The following is a 22,115-nucleotide window of genomic DNA, read 5'->3' on the forward strand; positions in this document are numbered from 1 at the left end:
GTATTTCTTACTTATTATAATACACGTTTACATATGTAAATGCAAGAGTTATTTATCACTTTTCATTTTTTATTTACAATAAAACTGATATTTCATCGTATCTTTTGCAAAATCATTTGATGAACTTTATTAGGAATCTTTACAGGTTTGTTTTGTTTTATGGTTGTCACTTCAATATTTCCGTTTTGATCAAAATCTACATTATATTCTTTCCCTTTTGAATCTGTCAGTTTCCCATATCCTACAATCATTGTTTTTGTAAATTCCCAAGTCATTTGACCACCTCCAAGTAAGTAATATTATATATCTTCTCAGCTTCCATTTAAACAGCTATTTTAACTGTTATTAAACCATGTTAAGCCATTATCATTTGTTTCAACTTAGAAATAATAATATATTTACAAATTTTATTTTATGACAATGATTATTACTCTCATGCATGAAAGACAATGAAAACAGTATTTTATCAAAAGAAAAAAGAAGCTATCAGCCTCTCTTAAATTACAACATTAGATGTTATCATTCAAATGATATGTTCATTATTTACTACTTTCATATCTGGTTTTATAATAGTCTTGACACTTTCTACAGTGTCTAGGCTTACCTTTATGCGTCTCTATTGGTTCGATCCATTCCCCACCACATTGAGGACATTTGTCATCTTTTATTCGCCTTTCAGTTCGTTTTCTTGCATACTCGCGGTATCTACATCTATCTGAACAGTAACTTTTTTCTTGTCCATTGTTGTTAGGCATAAACTCATTATTACAATCGACTGTTTTACATGTGATCTTATTGGCTGTCTGCATAAGTCCTCCTTGATTGTAATTAGTATCCATATTATAATATTCTTATAGTCACCTGTTATAAATGGGTGTGGATTGAAGAATATAGTATTTTAATAAAATTGTCGCTCACACTATGTGAGTGTGGATTGAAAAACATAATATTTCATTGGAAATTAGAAATCAAAGCCATTAGGAGCATGCCTAGTGGTTTTTAACTATTCCCGCAAAAATACTATGGTCGAAGCTGTTGACCCGTCTTTAGGAACAACAATAACCTCTTTTGCATGTTCGAACCCTGTGAACGGTTCTAGTTTAATTTCATCTAACATATCTCTGTCTTTTAATAATTGAGCAGCAGCATTTATCATATGCGACTCAACTTGCAGTCTTGATCTATAACGAAAATCTGGATCTTCTAACAGAACGGCAATGTAATCTAATACAGTGCCACTGAACGTTGTTGTACTTGTAAAATATTCGCCGGGAACTGTTAAATCGAGCTTCGGTACTTCTTCCACAACTGCTTTTAGTCCTGCCCCTGTGTAATCTTCGTACCGAATGCAATTCCACTGACTCATTCTTCTATGTCTTAATTTATAATACAGTGCCATTTCATATTCGAATAGCGGCTCTGTACTAAAATCGTCATATATAATGTTTGTATTTCTATCCGCAAAGGAATTTATTTTAATAGCACTTAAAATTGAGTGAGCTTTTGATGTATTAGTATTATAAAACTCAATTTCAATGTTGAATTTACGTACCACGCTTTCATTTTCTATGTCTTCAAAAATTCTTAAAATAATTTCATCCTTCATTATAGTTCCATCTTTATCTTCGTTTTCTTCATTAGTAAACCTGAATGTTACATCTTTCAAGTATACTGTATCTTCATCTTTTCCGAGAGAATAGGTTACTTCGGTTTGATAATCATGTCTGTACTCTAAAGCAATTTCATCTTTTTCATTTAAATATTTCAAAAAAGAATCTAGATTACCTTCGAATAATGCCGGTAATAACTCAGTCTCGCCCGGTAGTTCGTCTAATTCGCTTCGAATTGCACTTATGCAATTATTATCTACTACCGTTTGAATTTTTTTAACTAATTTCATATCACTTCACCCTTTCATCCTCATCCACTTTTTGCGGCTTGTTGGAGTCAATTCCATCTTAATTTTCCACTCTAAAGTCGTTGTGGTCGATGTTATCGTATCCATTATCAGATATGAATTTTTCTTCATCAAAACCAATCAACTCTAATGCTTCATCAGTTGTCATGCTGCGGTTAGTTAGAACCTCACCCACTAAAATATCCTCATAATACATTTTCATTTTTATTCGCTCCCTTTAGGTTCAGTTTTGATTTCTTATCTTGATACTAATATAACATATAATTAGTTACATGTAAATAATTATATGTGTGATATTTAGATTATTTTCTAATTCTTTTGTTTTTCGCATATTCTTCAATTTCAGAACGCAAATAAAGGCGAGTCTTTCGCTGTTCTCCAAACTCTGCAAATGCGTTTATTTGCCCTGTGGCAACTGATTGATTAAACGCAGATACTGATTGTCCAGTAATGGTTCTCGCCTCGTCCTGCATAACTAAGTTTTCCTTAATCCATTGTTTAATCCGTTCGTTGTTCATTTTTGAAATCCTCCAAGTATGGTTTGTAATACTTTTCCTCTCCCTTTTCTCGCGCTGCGATAGCTAAATCAATAGTATCGTGTATCCCTAGATAATGCCTCTCATTTTTAACTGTGATGTTTGCAATGTATCGTATTGATCCATTATTTCCTTTTCGTATTGTTATGCCCTTGTATCCTGTCTTATTGTTTGTCTGTACTTTTTGATTAAGCAAAGGGACAAATGCACCGTCTTTATAATGATTCTCTTCATTTTGCGCTTGGAGCGTTTTTATAAAGTCTGAACCGACACAACCGCAAGATTTTGTATTTTTGCTTACTAAATCTCTAGCAGGAACAGATATACGTTCATTACATTCACACTCACAAATCCAAACAGCGCTACCTTTTATTTTCTTGTCACTGTCTCTATGTAACACAGTAAGTTGTCCAAACTTTTTATCTGTTAAGTCTTTTGATTTTGGCTTTGAAGCAAGTTCACGACCATAACAACCACAAGATTTAACTATACCAGTTCTTAGTTTGTAAAAATCAACAACCGTTTCTTCTTTACAATCACACTTACATAATACTCTGCGCTTGCTTTTGACTGATTCAACTTCTTTGATTATGACTAATCGCTCATATCTCTGACCTAGAATAATATTATGTTTAGGCATATGACTCACCTCAATGTAACAAGTATAATATTATTATACTATCAGATATCTAATATTTGTTGCTATTAAAAAAAAGAGCATAATGATACCTTTCTAAATACAAGTAACATTTTATGTGGTTTTTGAAAATTCTTCACCACACTTTTTATTTAAACATTTGAATGTATTCTTGCTTTCAAACTTAGTAATCACCGTTTGTACATTAGATACAGCAGATTTATTGCAGTATGGACATAGTACTTTGTTCATGTGAATGACTCCTTTCATATAAAATTAAAATTGTATCTTAACAACGTTCAACCGCTAACACTTCTTCGATCATTTCCCATGTGTCTTGGACTACCTTATCATCAACCTTGATTTTCTTCTTCTCTAGCCAAATTGTGCAGTTATCAGTATGTATTTCACACACTGGAGATATGGAAAATGTGTATTCGTCTCCACATACCTCGTAATTCAGGTAGTTATCATCCAGCAACTTTTTTACTTTATTCACGAGTATCATCATTGTTATTCCTCCTATATTTTGTTTAGTTTCAATACAAATTTAATTTGATTTAAATTTGTTATTTTCATCAACTAAATATTGTATTCCATCTTTTTCATATATGACTTGAAGCTTTGGCAAGTGAAAATAATTTTTCTCTCTCTTAATTATCACATAATGCCCTATCTTATCTTTGCATATCTTTCTTCTCGCTGCATTGTTTATCGTTGCATGGTTTGTTACATCAACAATAGCTTTTAAAATACCGTTCTCCGTTACAAATGATCCTACGTAAATCCATTTAATCTTAGATTCCATACAATAACATCCTCTCTGTTTCAATATGAAATCCTGCTTTTATTTCTCTACCTTAGAAATATATACAATCTATTTAAGATCTTCTTTAATTTATCTAGCACATACAGCTTTGAAGCTCATATTTTTCTCGACATTTCTCGCATGTAATTGTTCGAATATCTACTTCACCTTTCAAACAAATAAGTCTGGTTCCACAGTTTTTTACTACTCCACATCCAACAAATAAATGCGAACTTCCATTGTATTTTTTTGCGACGTGTGTCTTAGTTCCTGCGGATGTTCTTACAAGAACCAATTCATATTGTTCGATTTCTTCCACATGACCTGAGCTTGCGTCAATTTCGAACCCTGCTTCTAGTTTAACAATTAAATTTTTACCTTGTTGTTTTGTGATTGTTCCTTCCTGACCTTTAAACATTCCCCAAACCATCTTAACTTTGGTCATTATGTATCGCCTCCGCTTTGTTTTCTATACTCATATTATAATTGTTTCATATATAAATCAGTAGTTTTATTATATTTTATTTTTTAATATATATGAAAATCATTTTAAAATGGTTCTTTTAATATGAGTAAAAATGTATGCGAAGCATGACCAAATAGTTTTCGTGCTTCTCATATCAAAGTCCAGTTATAGAGCTTACCAGCCTTGTTAATGCCTCTCAGCTCCTCACATAAAGAGTAAAATTAATACTGAAGGTTAACTGCTGCAATTGGTTTGACTTTGATATATTGCAGTATGTCTTCAAAGAAACTTTTATCAAATGAGCAATACTTTGACTGTTCCAATTTTATATTTTTAGCTTCCTTAATTGTTTCATGGGTCATCATTTTGATATCAGTTTCCAACCAACCGTCATAAATTAACAGTTCTTGATATGGCAAAATTGTGTTTGAAAACAACGATCTTTTACGTTTAGGCTTATGTATGATTTTTAAAGACTCGTTGTATTGTGCATAAGGCTTAATTTCGGTTCGATCAATTACAGTATTAATAAGAACAGGGAAACCAAACTCCGAGAATTTTATTAGTGTCACTTTTCGACCAGATTTTAGTTCATTTGCAGATTCGGAAAATATACTGCCTTGTTTTACTGCGTATCCGTATTGACGAAGTAATGATACAATTGGCGAATTCGAGAATTCTTTTTCTGCTGCTTCGATAATTTCAGAAGTTAGGATAATATTTTCTTTTTTTAGTAGAGCATGAAAATTTTCTTTTACTTGATCTTGTTGTTCAGAGGTCATATTTTGATAAGCAGTATATTCAATTTTAGTAATAACTTCTGCAAGTAAATCAGATAAGTAATCGACTTTTTCACCAATAGTAGTTTGATTTACATATGAATAACTCATTACAAACACCTCATTTTATATGTTTTATTTTATTATAATAGAACCATGAACCAATAGATTTCTAAAACTATTCATTGCTCGGCATTTGCTCATTGCAATAATTATTTGACTTCGTGACATATAATAAACCCTCTTTCATTTGTTGTTTTTAGATTTATTATAAGCCATATATTTATATATGTAAATACATTTTTTAGATTATTTGATTTTTATTTTAACACTATTTTTGATAATATGATCCATTCACCATTTTTAGTTAGCACTTTTAAAAAACCATCCTTTAATTTACCATGTTTGTACATTGTTAATTCTCCTTTTTTATAGTTTATTTAGAATGTTACTCACATTGTTGTGGTATCTTCTACCGTTTTGAATATATCTTCCAACCATTTCATGTGTATTGTGTGCTGTTTGATGCATAATTTCAGATTCGCTATACCCTTCCATCGCCGCTGAAGTGGCTAAACCAGACCTTAAAGAGTGTGCAGCGTACATTGTGGGGTCTAGCCCTGATATGCTTGCATATTTCTTTATAATGTTTGCAACAGATTGTTCTGTGAGTCTTTCATTTACGGTTCCTGTTTTACTAATAGAACGAAAAATTGCTTTTGTTTTAATCTGAGAAGCTAACAGCCATTCATTGACAGCGGAAACAGGACAATAAGCATTAGCTATTAATAAAACTGATTTTGTGACATATGCATTATTCTTAGACTCATATATCGAAATATCCATACCTTTAGGTGTAAATGAAATATCTTCAACATTTAATAAGACTAATTCAGACCGTCTAGAAGCTGTTGTAAAGCCCACTAAAATCAAAGCTTTATCGCGCTTACCTGCAATTGTTGAAACGTCTATATTGTCAATTATAGTCTTTAAATCATCAAGTATTAGAGCTGTCTTTGGTGTCTGCTTGTGCCCTATTGTTCTTGCAATACCATTTAGCAATTCTTTTACCACATGATTAATTGGTGTGAGTTGGTTTGCAGATATATGGGCTTTGTTAATAGACGCTACCTTTCTTTTTATGGTCGAGTATTTATGTGTCTTTGATAACTCAGATAAATATAATACAACAGTGTCAGATACTGCTGGAAGGCTTCTAAAGTTATGTTGATTGCAAAACGTAACAAAGTTCTTCCAGTCTGATTGATATGCTCTAATTGTGTTATCTGCCTTTGATTTATGTAATAGTTGATTAATGTGATTGGTCTGTTCAGGTGTAAAGATGATTGATTCACTAATGTTATTCGATGGCAAAGGAATCACTCGACACACTTCCTCTATATTCTTATTTTATTTATAAAACGTTAGAGAGTATTAATCGTAAATACAAAACATAATTACAATTCCCTAGAACGAAATACTCCAATTAATCCAGATCCAGTTGCTAAGACTCCTGCAATGGTCATAACAAGATTATTCTGAACTGAAGAGAGGTATACTAAAGTAATACCGACTAAAAATGTTACACTGGACAAAGCTAAAATCTTTTTATTAAACAACATGTTCTCACCTCTTAATTAGTATTGTATTGATTATTATACTCAGATTCATCTATAATAATGAGTATAGCATTGGAAGCTGTAACTTCCAACACTATACAAGTGAACGTACTATCTTTTTCTTGGTGGGAGAGGATATGCGTTCTTTTCTTTTTCTTGAAGTTGAATTCTAAGAAGATGAATTTCAATTTCAAGTTTTTCAACTTCTAGTTTGTGCTTCTTACTTGTTAGCCTTAATGTAATGATTGCTAATAGTGTGCCAACTACTGTGAGTGTCTTACTAAACCAGTCCATAACATCAGCCTTTCTTATGTATGAATTTATTATCTTTACATTTATAATTATAAACTAAAATATGATAATAGTCAAAGTAAAAAATGAGTTATGTGTGTGTTAATACAATGTTGTTTTATTTTAATTAGATGATAGCTTTACCGAGAATGTAATAATCAATATGACTATATGTAACATGTGGATGTATATATGATGTATGGTGTCCAAGGTGCATAGTAAGCGTAGATGATACCATTTGAGAATGGTTAATAGTTGGGATAGATATAAGGATATGGATGCTTATATGGGATTGTAGAGGATTGGAATAGGGTATGTGATAGTTATGGAATGAATGGGAAGTGTGGGATTAACGAGTGATGTGATGATATGTATTGGAAGGATGGATAGATAATGATGTGAGATTGATTGGATATGATAGATATAGGTTATGATGAATGTGATGAAGATAATGATAAGTTATGAGATGACTTATCGTATGTTGTTACTGTTACAATACGATTGTTTACTGCTACAGGACATGTGTCTCCCAATAATGGACATTCATTCACATATCTATGCATATATTGGTGTAAATAATCAATATTCAATGTTCATATAATACTAATGATAATTTATAGTTATCACTAGTAACCGTTAATTGTAAGCCTTTTAATGCATATGTGGGGGTATATTTACATCAAAAATACCCAATTATTTCCACAATGCGCCCCTAGCTGTTCCACTCACATACCCTACTTATTATCTTATCCGATTGTTTTACTCAGATTTATTTTAAGCAATTTCACTCAAATTGTAATCGTATTTGTAATCGTGAACCCCTTATATTTCCTCACTTTTTCCATCTCCATATTTCTCATTTTCACTCATATTCTTCCCTAATATATCATTCTACCCTTATTCCATCTAGCTTCTATCGATTTAACTCACGATTCACAACACTCACCCACCTGTATCACACCCATTTTACCCTTATTTACTCTACATTTTCTCCCTCAATTCTCTCACTCCAGATCTCCTTTACGATTACAGTTATTTTATCATCGATTCACACCCATTCATCTCTCCAACATTCAATAATCTCCTTACTTCCATATAAACACTGCACTTTACGATTGCCATTACAGGTGAGGGGGGGATATATTTACATCGAACAATAAAAATAGCCCTATTATGTAGGACTACCCATTTATATAGCTATTCTATTTTACTTTTAACAGTAGATCTAATATTCTCTATAATTTCAATATCTAATTTATTTCCTAAAACAACATTCTTCTTATACTCAGCTATAGCATCTGTTCTCATGTGATCTGTAACACCATGGGTTCCAGCAAGATACATTATATCACCCTTCTTTAATTCATTATCATCAAAATAGTAAACTTCATCAGCCTTACTGAAATCAATTTGACCAACATTGTTCTTATCTAACTTTAGCACTTCTCCATCAATGACAACAGCATTAACAATTGACTCCTCTTTCTTCTTTCTCTCCCAATTTTCTCTCTTAACTTTCATCTTATTATGATAATTAGCAATCCACTTCTCAATATCTGAACTATCCATATCGCCATTATTAACCCATGAATTCAAAATTCCTAAATACTTCTTACAAAATCCTTCTTCAATTTCAAATTGCTGTAGTGTAAGAAGTATATCAATATCGCTTTCGTTAATCCTAGCACCGACATCTTTTCCTCCTTTATTGATTTTCTTACCCCAATTACTATGATCCTTTTTCTTTAGTATTTCTTGCATTGTAATTTCACCAAAAACTGTTATCTTATCTTCAAATTTATTATTTTTAGTAGAACGATCTCCAATATCGTCCATTTGTTTATCATTTTCTGGAGCATTAGGAGTGATGTCATTGTCTTTTAATTTGTTTACATACTGATCATTTAGAAAATATGTATTTGTTTTACTTGCGTATTGACCATCTGTTTTTCTAAACCTCTTTCCGACAATATATGTAATTAAATTTTTATTTTTCATTTCTTTTACAATCTCTTGAACCCTACTTTCACTACAAACAAACAATTCTGACAAACTGAATACGGAATGTGAAAATCCAAGGGTAGTAAACCTTGTTAGAACACTCAAAAAAAACAATTCAATTGGATTTTCACTTGCACAAACTAATTTATGTGTGATTTTCTGAAATCCTCCTAAATCCATAAACGATATTGTTAGTGTCTGATCATAGTTGCACCGACCTCCATCATTAGCAATATGCTCTAGTAACCTAATAACTCCTTTTGACTCTAAGTTGCATATTTGTTCCCATGTATTAGACTTATCTCTCGTTGGTCTACTCTTGTCTAAGAAAACTTTTTGTACGTTTGAGATAACACTTACAGTTGTTTCAGCAACATTTGTAAAAGGACTCCATCTCGCTGCTAATAGAGAATAGAAGTACCACTCTCTTGGAGTCAGTTTGTAATCCCCGTTTTCCATGAAACAGTTGTAAAATTTAATAAAACCTACATTCCCAGCAACCATTAGTTATTCCTCTCTTTTAAGTTCTTTCATCTTTCATCTTTAAATATCATTCAACTAAAACTAACCAACTTGCCTCTTCTGTTAGTAGGTCTTCTGTTAATAGGTCTTCTGTTAATATGTACCTCTCAGTGTACACTTCTATGTACATTTTCTGGTGTCTGGTTACGTCACTTCTATGTACATTTTCTGGTGTCTGGTTACGTCACTTCTATGTACATTGAGCGGTATCCGGTTGACATTCATATGTACATTTTTTGGCGTATGGTTTCTTCTGTTCAAGAAACATATTTAATATCGAGTATAATCTGTCTGATCGTTCAAATTGCCAAAACTGATCACTAGTCTTAAGATGTAAGCCAGTACATATAAATTCGATGTCATTTTCATATCTGAGATATTTCATCAATTCTTTGTCGTAACAATAAAAGTATTTCAAGTTACATTCTCCTCTCAACCCATTCTTCTTTGTTTATTTATTATTCCACTAATTGCGTTGCTGCTGAAATATCTAGCTGCATCCACTTTTGTTTTTGCCCAACCACAGTATTTCTTCTGACCTTCTGTTGGTGGTTCTTTCTTCCAGTCTGCATTGGGATCTGTGTGAGTATTTAGTTTCGCTTTCTTTTCTATGTATGTTATAGCGTCTACCACGTTATCAAATTCATCAATGTAGGTTGAATGCTTGCTATCTTTATCAGTAGATACATCATAAATCGCAAACTTATCATGGCTTCCTTCAATCACGTAATGTGTATTGAATCCATAAGTCAATGAGTATGTATTTGTATCAACTCTAAACCAATCTAGCTTTCTACTTTCGAATCCTAGCTTCATATCACGATTGATAAGTTTAATTCGTTTAGCAACAATCTCTAATTCTTTTTGTCTAACCAACTCCCTTTCTTTCGACTTCTTCTCCTCTTCTTGCTTTCGCACTTGTTCAATTCTTTTCTCTTCCTCATTTCTTTCTTTTGCTTTTCTGTATGTTTCACCATTTTTTATTTTTGTTTCCATCACACATGAAATATCCATGAGATCGTGCTTTTTAGTGATATCCTGTATGTCAACAATAAGACATTCACTTTTCCCTTCAGCCAATCGTAGTCCTCGTCCAATGATTTGTTCATACAATATCCTGCTTTTTGTTGGTCTACAAATAATTACACAATCAGTTTCAGGAACATCAAAGCCAGTAGTAAGAGTCATTACATTGATAAGCACCTTGATCTCTTTTTTCTTGTATTTACTTATCAGCTCTTTTCGGACTTCTCTTGAAGTTTCTCCATCTATGTATGCTGAAGCAATTCCATTTAATTGAAACTCTTTTAACAACTCTTTTCCATGTTCACATCCAGCAGCAAATACCAATGTCAACTTTCGAGTACTCCCAAATTTCTTGTAAGATTCAATGATTAACTGATTACGTTCTGCATTATTTACTACATCCTCAAGTTCCCCTTGTGCAAAATCGCCACTTGTTGTCTTGACATGACTGATATTTGTTTTAGATTGAACTATCATTGCATACGGTTCTACGAGATATTCCGAATCAATCATGTCGAGTATTGTTCGTCTAAAAATCGGCTGTCCAAAAATCTCTATGCACTCTCGTGTGTATGGTGTAGCTGTAAAACCAATAATTTTCACGCTATCATTTAATTTACTCAGTACTTTTTTAATTTGTTTTGGTGCTTGATGTGCTTCATCTACGATTAAATACTCAAAATCTCCATGTTCTAACATCCTCTTCAATCTAGTACTCTTTGAATGCGTGAGTGATTGTCTCGTTGACACTACAATTTTAGCATCAACATCATCTAGGTCTGCTTGTACTGAACCAATATTAGCTTCTGGGTTAATCTCCTTTAACTTTGATTCTGCTTGCTCACGCAGCTCTGTACTTGGAGTAAGAATCAATACTCGTCCTTTGGCTTTAACAGAAAGCTCTGAGAAGATCACGGTCTTACCACTACCTACACTAGAAACAGCTAAATTGCACTTTTTCTTACTACTTTCTATCTCTTCAATGCACTCAATCTGATAATCCCGTAACTTATAACTCAATAAAATATCATCTCCTAATTGAATCTTTCATTTATATGTGACTCTTTTAATGTGAATGACCACATATTGATTTTATCATTTTTAATTTTACTATGTCAATCTTTTCAAATCAGTCATCACCCATCCAAACAACCAACTCAGAACTCACAACTCACCTGTATTGCCTTTGAACTTGACTATGTGGCAATTACATGGTTTCGATATTGAACGCACAGGTGCTCACATCTAAGCCCCAAATAATGAAGTAGTAATCAAACGACATCATCCAGATAAAATCGATCTTTCATATAAAATAAATAAAAAAATAAAAAACATTGACATAATCGAAATTAAAATGTTATCTTGTGTTTGTAGAAAGAAATCACCAATTCTACCGAATCTTAATTAGAGAGGGATGATAAATATAAAAAAGGAGAATTTTAATGAAAATGAGGAATCAAGTAGTTAAGGACTGGCTTTATGAACTGGGATACGATGAAAGAAAATACTTAGATCACGAAGGAATTGAGATGGCATCATTTATGAAAGAATGCAGAAATGAGCAATTATTAGAAGCCAGAAAATACATAGAATTCATTGAAGATTGCAATGACGAATCGTATTTGAAATGATTAAACCGTCAAAAGTATAGTTTAAAGGAGGAAATCTAATAATAAAAAAAGTAAAACATACTGCTACTACTCTTCTCCAACATGGACTAGCTAGTCGCACTCATTGGAATAATACAAAAACAGTATTGCATAAGCCAGTTTATATTCCATCAATTGAAGCAAGTGATATCTATTCGCACATGCTTCGTAATAAGGATATTGAGCAACAATATGTTGGAATGATTCCCTCTAGCTTAGAATTAAATAAGTTAGTTAGCTCAGGAATGTGTACTTTTAAGAATAAAACAAGCGATAAATTATTATCAGATGATATCATCAATGTGAAATTCAAACGTAACGTTAAGGCTGCTGAAGATACAATACGTGCATTAAAAAATAAGATCTCAACTTCACTCAATCCAATTCAAGCAGAAAACAGTAATAATGATTTAACTGAGAAACAGAAAGAAAGAAAAGAAATAAAAAGACAAAACTTGTTAAACTATATCAGTAAGTTAGAAGATTTTATTTCTACAGTTGAAACAGAAGCACATTTAGACAAATGGAAAGAAGTGAATATCGACAAGCTAAGGGAACAACTATATATTAATGGATTTATACTAAAGTCCGTAAATACGAAAACTGGTGAGATTACAGAAAACAAATATGTTGTTTACAAACGCTCAAGCGCTAAAAGCAGAGTAGGTCAATGCTTATTTATCAAAGAACATTTATTCAATGACATGATTTCATGGAGTAGGATGGGGTTACCTTTACAGAATGTTAAAATTGATTATCCGTCATTATTGGCTTATGAATCATTAGTTGGTTCATCTTTAGAAGATACAATTGCTATTGATCCAAAGAATATTTTAATCGTAAGTGATGTTGAGAGTCATTTTAATCAAGAATGTAATGTTATACGAACAGGTGCAAATGGTTATCTAGATAGTTTTCAAGAGAGGGTTAATATTAAAAACAGTCTTTTTGACGGTGAATCCCTTCTTGACTCAGACTATTTTTCAGAGGGTAAATCAATGAAACTCTTGCGAAATCACATGTTCAAATCTGCTGCGTTTAACTGTTGCATTCAAAAATACTTAATCGATAAATGCCCACTAGAAATAGATTATTCTGAATGGGAAGTTAAGAATATGTTTGGAGAAAGAATGTTCGCAAAGGATATTCATTTAATTATAACCCCTAGCAGCCTTAAGGCATTAAAGTTCTCAAATGTCTTTGGTTCAGGTCAAGAAGCTGAATTAGAAATGTGGAAGTATTGGAAGATGATAGTTGCAGATAATGGAAATTTGTTTGGTGTATGCAAGTCAGAAAAACAAAGCAAACTCGGAGCTGATGAAAGTGGACGCACACTCCAGCAATTGAGTTATCAGATGGTTAATTCATTGCCAATGACTCAAAGAGACATGAATAAACTAGTTGTTTTTGAAAATGATTACATCAATAGATTGAAAAACGATGATGATTTCTTTATCGAACATGTTAGAAAAGCAATTAGTAATACAAATAGTAATGCCATGATGGTCAGTTTGTATGAGCATAACAATGAAATAACGCGAATTAAAATGTTTAGAGATTTTCGGAAAAAAGAAATATTTAATCATTCTGAGTACATAAAAAGAGGAAAGATAAGATTGCATGGTGATTACGCGGTTATGTTGGGAAATCCAATGGAATATTTAGACCATGCTATTGGATGTTTTGATCCATCAAGCTATGCATTGAAAACCAATGAGGTATTCACAATGATGTTTGAAGCCGATAAGCTTTTAGTCGGTTTTAGAAATCCGCATACAAGCCCTAGTAACGTTTTGGTAGCAAAAAATACATATAACAAAGATATTATGAAATATTTCAATCTCAGTGACAACATAGTTTGTGTTAATGCAATTGATTTTCCCTTACAGGATATATTATCAGGATGTGACTACGATTCAGACACTCTATTACTAATCGATAATGAGTTAGTACTAGAATTAGCAGAGAAATGTTTTGGTAAATATCGTGTATGTATTAATGATGTTAGAAGCAGCAAAAAGGATTATCAGTTAAACAATAGAGATATGGCATTAATTGATAATCAATTATCTACTAGTCAAAGGAATATCGGTACTGTTGTTAATACTGGTCAATTACTCATGTCAACTTATTGGGATTTGATTTCTAAAGGTGAAACCATGACAAGTTTATCTGAACTCTTAAAAAAAATTGATGTTATGACAGTCCTAAGCGGTATTTGTATTGATTTAGCAAAAAAAATGTATAACATCGATATTAATAAAGAGATCTCATATGCAAAGAAGACTAAAGAATTGAGCGGTAAGTATCCATTGTTTTGGAAGTATGTTAAGAAAAAGAAATCAGATTTATTAAAACGAAACAAGTATTTTACACCAATGGATTTTCTATATGAAGAAATTGATTCAGAGAACGCAGACCGAAAAAAGAACATGGGATTGGAAGATTTACTGGAAAAGAAAGAAAAAAATAATGCGGATCGAAAACAACAAGAAAAAATAGAAGAATATGTATCCGAGATGTGTGGCAAGATCAACAGTATTAAAGGCAGTTCATATAAGAAAAGCTTGGGTGAAGAAGAAGATGAAGAAGAAAAAGTAGCCATTGATAACATTATTAAATACTATAAGTTTTACATAGAAAAGTTAACTGTAAAAGAAGACACAATGAATGCGATACTATTGAAAATTGCTAAGAATAAAAGTGATAACAACAGAAGATTGATGAATGTATTATACCAAACTCAAAGAGATACATTCATTAATGCATTCAAAAAACAAAAAAGTCCACAAAAATTAAATAAAAAATGCATAAATACATAGTATTTAAACCGATTTTTTGAGTTTCGTGAAAGTTCCCATATGGAAAGGGATAGTTGAGAGCAAAGGTTAACCGATTGTTGCCCTACGAACAGCTACAGGCTCAGTAATAGCAATTATCCCATCTTGATAAAAATAGTATTAATGATAAATAACAATTATAAAACAAAGGGAGAAATTAAAATGAACAAAGATGCATTGGTAAAATCAGTAGCAGGAGTAACAGGTGTAAGTAAGAAAGAAGTATCTACTTTAGTTGACGCAGTATTTCAAGTAATTGGTGAAGCACTGGCATCTGGTGAAGAAGTATCTATTGCGGGACATGGTAAATATGCGATTCGTGAACGTGCTGAACGCCAAGGAATTAATCCCAAACTAATGGCAGAATTAAAAGAACAAGGTGTTGACCAAGAATCTGCGAAAGCACAAGCAGCCATTACTATTGAGTCTAGTAAAACTGTTGGATTCAAGCCAGCAAAAGCACTTAAAGACTCCGTAAACGTATAAATCTTAAAATACATATAACATAATACTTATCACTGTATAATATAGAGATAGGAAACGTTCCCTATAAGCTTAGTAATGTAAGTTACCAGAGATATGAGATACACCGACTCACCTATATTATGTATAGACTAAACGTTACCTCCGTTAAGGAGAGATAGTGTCATTTTATATTTCCTCGCTAAGAGGCGCAAGACCAATCAAGAGGTGTAGTCAAATGGCTATGCCTCTTACCCATTCTATTAAAAATAAATACGACTAATACAATAAAAACATCATTTCATTAACAAAATAAAATTATAAAAGGGAGATTATAATTATGACAATTGAAAAAATGAAGGACTTGAAACAAATCAAAGATGACCTATTCGCTTTATATCCGAATGCTGTAAAAATTCAATTCGTTGCTGAAGGTGACAAAGTAACTGTAACACCAACTGAGAAGTATGAAATTTCGGATGACTTTAACGATGAAAACGAAGAGGAGTAATTAAATGACTCCTTCTGATATGAAAAAGACAGATTCAGAAAGTCTAGATGATTACCTCCTACGTTTGGGAAACAATAAAGAAATGTACGCTCTAAACTGGGTTCAAATAGCTGAAAAGATGAATGAGGCTTCTAATGAAGACTTTGGAGAATCTAAGTGGCGTAAAGATTATAGTCTTATCAAAAAAGGATTCGACTTAGCAAATAAGAGGAATATTCAAAATGATGAAATTCTAAATGAATACGAAATGAAGAAAATTGAAGCTGAAACAGCCGTTAAAAAAGTTCAATCAGTGAAGATTGAGTACAATAAACTTCTCCGTGAAAATGCACGTTTTGATCTGAAATGGGATATGGTGAAGGATAGTATTGAAAAACTACCTGCACCTGACTTTCAATTAGATAATTTTTACTCCAAAGATAATGATCGAGTTGGTGTAATGTCCTTTGCAGATATTCACTTTGGAAAATATTTTAAAAGTATCAACAATGAGTACAGTGAAGAAATTGCTACAAACCGCATGCAGCAGCTACTATATGAAACACTTGAGATTGTAAATCAACAAGGGTTCGAGCATATACATATTATCAACGGTGCTGATTCTATAGAAGGTATGTCTCTACGTGTATCTCAATTGCAATCTATTTCAATGGGATTTATTGATCAAACCATTAAATTCAGTAAGTTTATTGCTTCGTGGTTAAATGAATTGAGTAAACATGTAAGAATTACCTATCATCATGTTCCAGCCAGCAATCATTCTCAGATCAGACCATTTAATAGTAGCCGAAGCGAATTTGTTTCTGAGGATTTAGAGAAAATCATCATGAATTATGTCCATGATGTTCTTGAATATAACCCTAATGTAGATGTTCCATTATATGAAGGGGATATTATTAAGTTAGATATTCTTGGATATAAGGTATGGGCTTTACATGGACATCAACTAAAGGGTAAGAAAAATGCGATTCGAGATTTATCTGTGCTACATAGAGAGTTTATCGATTATTTATACATCGCACATTTTCACCATGCAGGATCACTAACTGTTGGTATTGGTGCTAATAATGATATTGAAGTAATTCAAATTCCCAGTGTAATGGGATCGGACGAATATTCAGATAGTCTAATGACTGGTGCTAAAGCAGGAGCATTGTTCTCTGTGTTTGAACGTGGAAAAGGTAGAGCTATTGAATATAAGATCAAATTAAACTGAAGGTGATTAAAATGGCTATTAAATACGTTGTAGATAAAAACGGTATCGTGCAAGTTATTGATTATGAATATAAAAGTAAATAAGTAAAATATCTGTAATGATTATATTATCACAAACGTTACAGATCATACGGAAGTAGCTCGGTTTGTGTAGAGTACTTGCCTTGGACGCAAGGGGTCGAAGGTTCAAATCCTTTCTTCCGTATCATATGTCGGCTTGGTTGTAATGGTAACACGTCGATCTCCAAAATCGAAGACAGAGGTTCGATTCCTTTAGCCCTCGCCATAATAACAAAATAATTAGAAGAATATAAAAGTGTAATTTCATAGTGATATTGAGTGTAAAGTTCGAGCATCCAAATATGGGTGCTTTTTAGTTTACATTGATATGTAAACAATCTCGGTGGAATTATTCTGATTAGAAGGATAAGTAATGGTGGGCTTTATCTCCCTGAAACTGGAGTCCCGTCCACCGAAATTTTTTATTATATACAATAAGTGTCATACAGGCACTTTATTTATGGGAGAAAGGCTTGATGTGATGTCTACGAAAAGAAAAGTAGAAAGTCAACAAAACGCTATTAAACAAAGACAATCTTGCATTAAATGTAAAAAAGAAAAACCAATTGCTCAATACTATAACAGTAAAAGCCCAATGTTCGATGGTAAGATAACAATTTGTAAAGATTGTATAAAATTAATGATAGATTACAAAAATATGGATTCTATATATACTATCTTACAACAAATGGACATAAAGTTTGATACTTTCTACTGGGAAAAATCTCTAGAAAGTAAGACAGATACATTTGCAAGATACGTAACAATGGCAAACTCCTTCCCTCAATTTGATGGAACTTCTTGGAAAGATAGTGTTTTTGATAACGACAAAACTTCAGTTGAAGTCAATAAAAGTGACGATGAATTTCCTTCAAAGAAAAATTATGATATCAGTCAATTAAAGAGTAAGTATGGTTACGGCTATCCAGATGATGAGTACTACTTATTTGAAGATAAATACCAACAACTAAAAACAAGTTTTCAATTGTTGACCACAATGCATGAAGAATATTTTCGAGAGTTTTGTGTAAATAAGGTTAAAGAAACACTCGCAAAAGCAAAAGGTAATTTTAAGGAAGCAAAAGAATGGGCAGCTATGGTAAAAGATGTTGCTGAAGCTGGAAAACTTAAACCATCCCAAATGAGTAAGGCTGATTTGTCAGGTGGGTTGGACACATTTGGACAACTTGCGAGATTGGTTGAAGAAAACAATGAAATTATGTCTTTACTTCCTCTATTTACAGAACAACCTAAAGATAAAGTTGATGTGACCCTTTGGTGTTATATTAACTATGTTCGTGATCTTAAGGGATTACCTGAGTGTGAATATAAAGAGATATACGCTTTTTATGATAAAAAGAAAGAAGATTATGAGAATCAAATGAGCGATAATTCGTTTAATAGTGAAGAAGTTGATGCAAATGGCTAGTCATAAGAATTTTCAAAACGATAACTTCAAGCATACCAAAAAGAGTTCTAGAGTTGGTGACAATCCTGATTTTAATTCAACTGTAAAGCTTGATGAGTTAAAAGGAAATTCCTTTGATCGAAATCTAGAGAAATGGATTCAATTTATTCAGTGGAGTAAGTGGTTTCCTGATTTATTTTATGATTTAATTTCTCCCGAAAAAGGGGGGATGCGTTTAGATCTTGATCAGCGTGTATTTCTTCGCTCAATGAGTAGATTCATAAGTACATACGGAGTATTTCCCCGTGGTTTCGGGAAAACGATGATAGAATTGATGAGCATTTATCACACATGTATCCACTTCCCCGATATAACTATAGCAATGAGTGCGCAAACACGAGAAAATGCAAGCTCAATCAGCGAAGAGAAACATAATGAGATCATAAAGTGGTTTCCATTGATGAATAATGAAATTGTAAAATCAAGCTTTTCTAAAGACCAAGTTGAAGTAATTTTCACATCTGGTGCAATTTATAGTGTTTTAGCTAATTCTCAGCATTCTAAGGGACAAAGGAGACGCAGGTTAAATGTAGAAGAATCAGCATTGTTAAATAACAGCCTATTTAAGGATGCCTTAGAACCAGTCGTTAACGTACCAAGAAGAACCATAGGAAGACTCTCTACCATCAACCCTTATGAACTAAATGGCATGATAAATTATTTAACAACTAGTGGATACCGTGGAAGTGACGAGTTTATCAGGCTAATCAATATGATTGATGATATGGCAGAACTCAAGGGAAAAATGGTATTGGGTGCTAGTTGGGAGCTACCTTGTCATTATGGTAGAGGTGAAACAAGAACACAAATATTAGCTAAAAGGGATGATCCAACGACTAGCTCAGTGTCATTTAGTCAAAATTATGAATCCAAATGGGTTGGTGCTACTGACGGAGCGCTTGTTGGAATAAATAAATTATTGGAGCTAAGAACAGTTCCTACTGCAAGTATCCATCCGAGGAAATCTCGCGAATACTTTGTTGGAGCTGATATAGCTAGATCTCAATCAAATAACAACAACAAGTCTGCATTTGTTGTAGTTGAAGTTGAAAGAGCATCTAATGGGAAAATTAAAACAGCAACAGTTTGTAATATTTTTGTTCCTCCAAATGGAACAAACTTTAATGATCAAGCTATGTTTCTCAAAAGGTTGGATAAACACTACCACTGCAATGTAACTACTGTAGATGCTAATGGCATCGGACAAGGAGTAGTGGAGGAATTAATGAAGGAAACTATTGACCCTCTTCAAAACGATCCATATGAAAGTTGGGATACAATAAATACTGATGAAACTCCTCAAAATATCGACTCACCACAAAAAATATTTAGTTTGAAAGCTCAGGGCATTCAGACTGATATAGTAACAAACTTTATTGATTTTGTTGAAAGTGGTCGCTTAAAATTGCTTGTCCCAAGCAAACTGCTTGATACAAGTGATAAAAACAAAAATAATAAAGACATGAATCAAATTAAGGCTGCTCATTTTCAAACAGATCAGCTAATTGATCAAATCGCAAATTTAAAATTAGTCCAAAAACAAGGTGGTAAGCTAAGTGTTGAACAAGTAGCGAAAAAAACTGAAAAAGACATTTGGGCTGCACTGGCATATGTACTATATTATCTAAAACATTATGAAGACTATAAAAGAGAAGAGGATTCTTTTAGTGTCCTAGACTATCTTTATATCTCTAACTAGTAACTACTTCGATATAGAAAGGAGTTGAAAAATGGCTCCAAGGAAGAGGAAAATAGAAGAACCAACTCAAAACAATCAGCCTACATCTGTTGACAAAATAGACCAGAGTGAAGACTACGCTTTACAGTTTGCCAAATCACTCTCGCGCTCATACCAAAACAACGCGCTCTTTAATCCCTTGTGGCAAAATGAATTACTCAAATCACTTAACATGTCACCTGCTACATTCAACAGAGAGACCATAGAGAGATTAATTCAAAATCCAAGAGCCAATGAAGATGCTCTAAAAGATTTAAGTCAATATTTATTCAACGTTGTCATGCAATTCAATAAATTAGTTAACTATTATGCTACAATTCCCACATTTGATTACTTCATTGTTCACACAAATGCAGACGATCATGATATGAAGCTTTCATCTTTTAAAAATTCTAGAAAAAAAGCAACAGGAATACTAGATAAAATTAATTTGAAACTAACCCTTCCAAATATCTTAAAAGGTGTTATTCTCGAGGATGCTAAATTCTATTATATCAGAGAGTTTGGAGAAGCAATTACATTGCAGGAAATGCCAGCAAAATATTGCAAAATTATTAATAAAACTGAGTATGGTTATCAATATGCTTTTAATATGTACTACTTCATGCAAGCTGGAATAAGTGTAAATGATTTTGACCCTGAATTCATTGGATATTTAGACGATTTTTTAAAAAATAAAAAAAATAAAGTATCTACTTCATATTGGCAACCACTTGATCCAATCAAAGCACCTGTCTTTAAATTTGATGAAACTAGAGCTGGATTAACTCCTCCGCTTATGGGGTTGTTTCAAGATAGTGCGGAAATTGATCATTACAAAAAACTTCTTAAAACAAAAACTCAGCTAGAAGTTTGGAAAATCATTGTAGGTAAGATACCTATGAAACAAGATTCAAAAGGAGCTGCTGTATCAAATAATTTTGCAATTGATCCAATTGTTGCTGGTCAATATACTGCAATTTTACAAGCAGGAGTTCCTGACGGAGTGAAAGTAGCAACAACGCCATTCGACTTGGAAACTGTAAATTTTGATCAATCACAGACTCAAAACAATATAGTTGGATACAGTCAAGATAATTTCTATAACAGTGCTGGTTCAACACCAGTTTTATTTGGCTCAGGCAGCCCAAACGCTTCAGGTTTAAATGCATCAATAAAGGTGGACGAAGCCTATGTTCTTCATATGTACAGACAATTTGAACGGTTTTTAAATGCTTACATGAAAACGAAGACAGGAAAGTATCGTTTCAAAATTGTTTTTCCTGATCTAACACGGTTTAACTATAGAGAAAAATTAGAAGATTATCTTAAATCAGCCCAATATGGGTATTCAAAAACTTTAGTTTCTGTAGCATTAGGCATAAATCCAGATGACATGTTAAATCTACTAATGTACGAAAATAGCATTGATATGATTTCAAATTATTTGGTTCCATTATCTAGTGCTCATGTGCAAAAAGGATCAGGAGAAGTTGGAGCAACCAAGAAGTCGTTGTCTGATATAAGTGATTCTGGAGAAAGAACAAGAGACAATGATGGAAATATGAGATAGTTATTAGCTTTACCCTG

The 22,115-nt window shown here is 32.6% G+C and carries 22 protein-coding genes and 1 tRNA gene; 9 read left to right on the forward strand and 14 right to left on the reverse strand.

Annotated features, from left to right (window positions below; all coding sequences use genetic code 11):
• Window positions 1-92: 92 nt before the first annotated feature.
• The 14 genes from NV379_RS02495 to NV379_RS02560 all read right to left on the reverse strand — a co-directional run bounded on the left by NV379_RS02495 (window position 93) and on the right by NV379_RS02560 (window position 11,623).
• Window positions 93-275 (reverse strand): hypothetical protein, encoded by a 183-nt coding sequence (locus NV379_RS02495; RefSeq protein ID WP_258205684.1) that lies wholly within the window; start codon window positions 273-275, stop codon window positions 93-95.
• 728 nt (window positions 276-1,003) lie between these two features.
• A complete protein-coding gene (locus NV379_RS02500) occupies window positions 1,004-1,900 on the reverse strand; it encodes a hypothetical protein (protein WP_258205685.1) in 897 nt (298 codons plus the stop codon).
• Between the two features lie 58 nt (window positions 1,901-1,958).
• A complete protein-coding gene (locus NV379_RS02505; RefSeq protein WP_258205686.1) occupies window positions 1,959-2,120 on the reverse strand; it encodes a hypothetical protein in 162 nt (53 codons plus the stop codon).
• 100 nt (window positions 2,121-2,220) lie between these two features.
• The gene (locus tag NV379_RS02510) at window positions 2,221-2,436 is read right to left on the reverse strand and encodes a hypothetical protein (protein ID WP_258205687.1); all 216 of its coding nucleotides are present in this window, start codon (window positions 2,434-2,436) and stop codon (window positions 2,221-2,223) included.
• The gene (locus tag NV379_RS02515) at window positions 2,417-3,094 is read right to left on the reverse strand and encodes a hypothetical protein (RefSeq protein WP_258205688.1); all 678 of its coding nucleotides are present in this window, start codon (window positions 3,092-3,094) and stop codon (window positions 2,417-2,419) included. The genes NV379_RS02510 and NV379_RS02515 overlap by 20 nt, the downstream gene beginning before the upstream one ends.
• 286 nt (window positions 3,095-3,380) lie before the next feature.
• Window positions 3,381-3,602, reverse strand: coding sequence for a hypothetical protein (locus NV379_RS02520; RefSeq protein ID WP_258205689.1), 222 nt, complete (start codon window positions 3,600-3,602; stop codon window positions 3,381-3,383).
• Window positions 3,603-3,641: 39 nt separating this feature from the next.
• A complete protein-coding gene (locus tag NV379_RS02525; protein WP_258205690.1) occupies window positions 3,642-3,899 on the reverse strand; it encodes a hypothetical protein in 258 nt (85 codons plus the stop codon).
• A gap of 94 nt (window positions 3,900-3,993) precedes the next feature.
• Window positions 3,994-4,344 (reverse strand): hypothetical protein, encoded by a 351-nt coding sequence (locus NV379_RS02530; RefSeq protein ID WP_258205691.1) that lies wholly within the window; start codon window positions 4,342-4,344, stop codon window positions 3,994-3,996.
• Between the two features lie 242 nt (window positions 4,345-4,586).
• Window positions 4,587-5,255 (reverse strand): hypothetical protein, encoded by a 669-nt coding sequence (locus NV379_RS02535; RefSeq protein ID WP_258205692.1) that lies wholly within the window; start codon window positions 5,253-5,255, stop codon window positions 4,587-4,589.
• A 318-nt stretch (window positions 5,256-5,573) separates the two neighbouring features.
• Window positions 5,574-6,527 carry a tyrosine-type recombinase/integrase gene (locus tag NV379_RS02540; protein ID WP_258205693.1) on the reverse strand — a complete coding sequence of 318 codons (954 nt, stop codon included), beginning with the start codon at window positions 6,525-6,527 and terminating at the stop codon, window positions 5,574-5,576.
• A gap of 74 nt (window positions 6,528-6,601) precedes the next feature.
• Window positions 6,602-6,766, reverse strand: coding sequence for a hypothetical protein (locus NV379_RS02545; RefSeq protein ID WP_258205694.1), 165 nt, complete (start codon window positions 6,764-6,766; stop codon window positions 6,602-6,604).
• A 108-nt stretch (window positions 6,767-6,874) separates the two neighbouring features.
• Complete coding sequence (locus NV379_RS02550; protein WP_258205695.1) at window positions 6,875-7,057, reverse strand: hypothetical protein; 183 nt, start codon at window positions 7,055-7,057, stop codon at window positions 6,875-6,877.
• 1,194 nt (window positions 7,058-8,251) lie between these two features.
• Complete coding sequence (locus NV379_RS02555; RefSeq protein WP_258205696.1) at window positions 8,252-9,559, reverse strand: hypothetical protein; 1,308 nt, start codon at window positions 9,557-9,559, stop codon at window positions 8,252-8,254.
• A gap of 450 nt (window positions 9,560-10,009) precedes the next feature.
• Window positions 10,010-11,623 carry a DEAD/DEAH box helicase gene (locus NV379_RS02560; protein WP_258205697.1) on the reverse strand — a complete coding sequence of 538 codons (1,614 nt, stop codon included), beginning with the start codon at window positions 11,621-11,623 and terminating at the stop codon, window positions 10,010-10,012.
• 422 nt (window positions 11,624-12,045) lie between these two features.
• Between NV379_RS02560 and NV379_RS02565 the strand changes: the two genes are divergently transcribed.
• From NV379_RS02565 to NV379_RS02605, 9 genes are all read left to right on the forward strand, one after another.
• Complete coding sequence (locus NV379_RS02565; protein WP_258205698.1) at window positions 12,046-12,234, forward strand: hypothetical protein; 189 nt, start codon at window positions 12,046-12,048, stop codon at window positions 12,232-12,234.
• A 179-nt stretch (window positions 12,235-12,413) separates the two neighbouring features.
• Window positions 12,414-15,074, forward strand: coding sequence for a hypothetical protein (locus NV379_RS02570; RefSeq protein ID WP_258205699.1), 2,661 nt, complete (start codon window positions 12,414-12,416; stop codon window positions 15,072-15,074).
• 180 nt (window positions 15,075-15,254) lie between these two features.
• Complete coding sequence (locus tag NV379_RS02575) at window positions 15,255-15,578, forward strand: HU family DNA-binding protein (protein WP_258205700.1); 324 nt, start codon at window positions 15,255-15,257, stop codon at window positions 15,576-15,578.
• A 316-nt stretch (window positions 15,579-15,894) separates the two neighbouring features.
• Window positions 15,895-16,065 (forward strand): hypothetical protein, encoded by a 171-nt coding sequence (locus NV379_RS02580; RefSeq protein ID WP_258205701.1) that lies wholly within the window; start codon window positions 15,895-15,897, stop codon window positions 16,063-16,065.
• Window positions 16,066-16,084: 19 nt separating this feature from the next.
• Window positions 16,085-17,281 carry a hypothetical protein gene (locus NV379_RS02585; protein WP_258205702.1) on the forward strand — a complete coding sequence of 399 codons (1,197 nt, stop codon included), beginning with the start codon at window positions 16,085-16,087 and terminating at the stop codon, window positions 17,279-17,281.
• A 129-nt stretch (window positions 17,282-17,410) separates the two neighbouring features.
• Window positions 17,411-17,485, forward strand: a tRNA-Pro gene (locus tag NV379_RS02590).
• A gap of 228 nt (window positions 17,486-17,713) precedes the next feature.
• The gene (locus NV379_RS02595) at window positions 17,714-18,769 is read left to right on the forward strand and encodes a YonG family phage-derived protein (protein ID WP_258205703.1); all 1,056 of its coding nucleotides are present in this window, start codon (window positions 17,714-17,716) and stop codon (window positions 18,767-18,769) included.
• Window positions 18,744-20,507 carry a hypothetical protein gene (locus tag NV379_RS02600; RefSeq protein WP_258205704.1) on the forward strand — a complete coding sequence of 588 codons (1,764 nt, stop codon included), beginning with the start codon at window positions 18,744-18,746 and terminating at the stop codon, window positions 20,505-20,507. The genes NV379_RS02595 and NV379_RS02600 overlap by 26 nt, the downstream gene beginning before the upstream one ends.
• 31 nt (window positions 20,508-20,538) lie before the next feature.
• The gene (locus NV379_RS02605) at window positions 20,539-22,098 is read left to right on the forward strand and encodes a hypothetical protein (protein ID WP_258205705.1); all 1,560 of its coding nucleotides are present in this window, start codon (window positions 20,539-20,541) and stop codon (window positions 22,096-22,098) included.
• Window positions 22,099-22,115: the final 17 nt, after the last annotated feature.

This window comes from Paenibacillus radicibacter (genome assembly GCF_024721995.1).
Lineage (GTDB): Bacteria > Bacillota > Bacilli > Paenibacillales > NBRC-103111 > Paenibacillus_AM > Paenibacillus_AM radicibacter.

Excerpts from the sequence above, each read along its gene's own strand:
- NV379_RS02500 (WP_258205685.1), bottom strand. The coding sequence starts at position 1,900 with ATGAAATTAGTTAAAAAAATTCAAACGGTAGTAGATAATAATTGCATA.
- NV379_RS02565 (WP_258205698.1), top strand. The coding sequence starts at position 12,046 with ATGAAAATGAGGAATCAAGTAGTTAAGGACTGGCTTTATGAACTGGGA.
- NV379_RS02585 (WP_258205702.1), top strand. The coding sequence starts at position 16,085 with ATGAAAAAGACAGATTCAGAAAGTCTAGATGATTACCTCCTACGTTTG.
- NV379_RS02505 (WP_258205686.1), bottom strand. The coding sequence starts at position 2,120 with ATGAAAATGTATTATGAGGATATTTTAGTGGGTGAGGTTCTAACTAAC.
- NV379_RS02545 (WP_258205694.1), bottom strand. The coding sequence starts at position 6,766 with ATGTTGTTTAATAAAAAGATTTTAGCTTTGTCCAGTGTAACATTTTTA.
- NV379_RS02555 (WP_258205696.1), bottom strand. The coding sequence starts at position 9,559 with ATGGTTGCTGGGAATGTAGGTTTTATTAAATTTTACAACTGTTTCATG.
- NV379_RS02580 (WP_258205701.1), top strand. The coding sequence starts at position 15,895 with ATGACAATTGAAAAAATGAAGGACTTGAAACAAATCAAAGATGACCTA.
- NV379_RS02530 (WP_258205691.1), bottom strand. The coding sequence starts at position 4,344 with ATGACCAAAGTTAAGATGGTTTGGGGAATGTTTAAAGGTCAGGAAGGA.
- NV379_RS02525 (WP_258205690.1), bottom strand. The coding sequence starts at position 3,899 with ATGGAATCTAAGATTAAATGGATTTACGTAGGATCATTTGTAACGGAG.
- NV379_RS02575 (WP_258205700.1), top strand. The coding sequence starts at position 15,255 with ATGAACAAAGATGCATTGGTAAAATCAGTAGCAGGAGTAACAGGTGTA.
- NV379_RS02495 (WP_258205684.1), bottom strand. The coding sequence starts at position 275 with ATGACTTGGGAATTTACAAAAACAATGATTGTAGGATATGGGAAACTG.
- NV379_RS02510 (WP_258205687.1), bottom strand. The coding sequence starts at position 2,436 with ATGAACAACGAACGGATTAAACAATGGATTAAGGAAAACTTAGTTATG.
- NV379_RS02515 (WP_258205688.1), bottom strand. The coding sequence starts at position 3,094 with ATGCCTAAACATAATATTATTCTAGGTCAGAGATATGAGCGATTAGTC.
- NV379_RS02570 (WP_258205699.1), top strand. The coding sequence starts at position 12,414 with ATGCTTCGTAATAAGGATATTGAGCAACAATATGTTGGAATGATTCCC.
- NV379_RS02605 (WP_258205705.1), top strand. The coding sequence starts at position 20,539 with ATGGCTCCAAGGAAGAGGAAAATAGAAGAACCAACTCAAAACAATCAG.
- NV379_RS02520 (WP_258205689.1), bottom strand. The coding sequence starts at position 3,602 with ATGATGATACTCGTGAATAAAGTAAAAAAGTTGCTGGATGATAACTAC.
- NV379_RS02535 (WP_258205692.1), bottom strand. The coding sequence starts at position 5,255 with ATGAGTTATTCATATGTAAATCAAACTACTATTGGTGAAAAAGTCGAT.
- NV379_RS02550 (WP_258205695.1), bottom strand. The coding sequence starts at position 7,057 with ATGGACTGGTTTAGTAAGACACTCACAGTAGTTGGCACACTATTAGCA.
- NV379_RS02595 (WP_258205703.1), top strand. The coding sequence starts at position 17,714 with ATGGTGGGCTTTATCTCCCTGAAACTGGAGTCCCGTCCACCGAAATTT.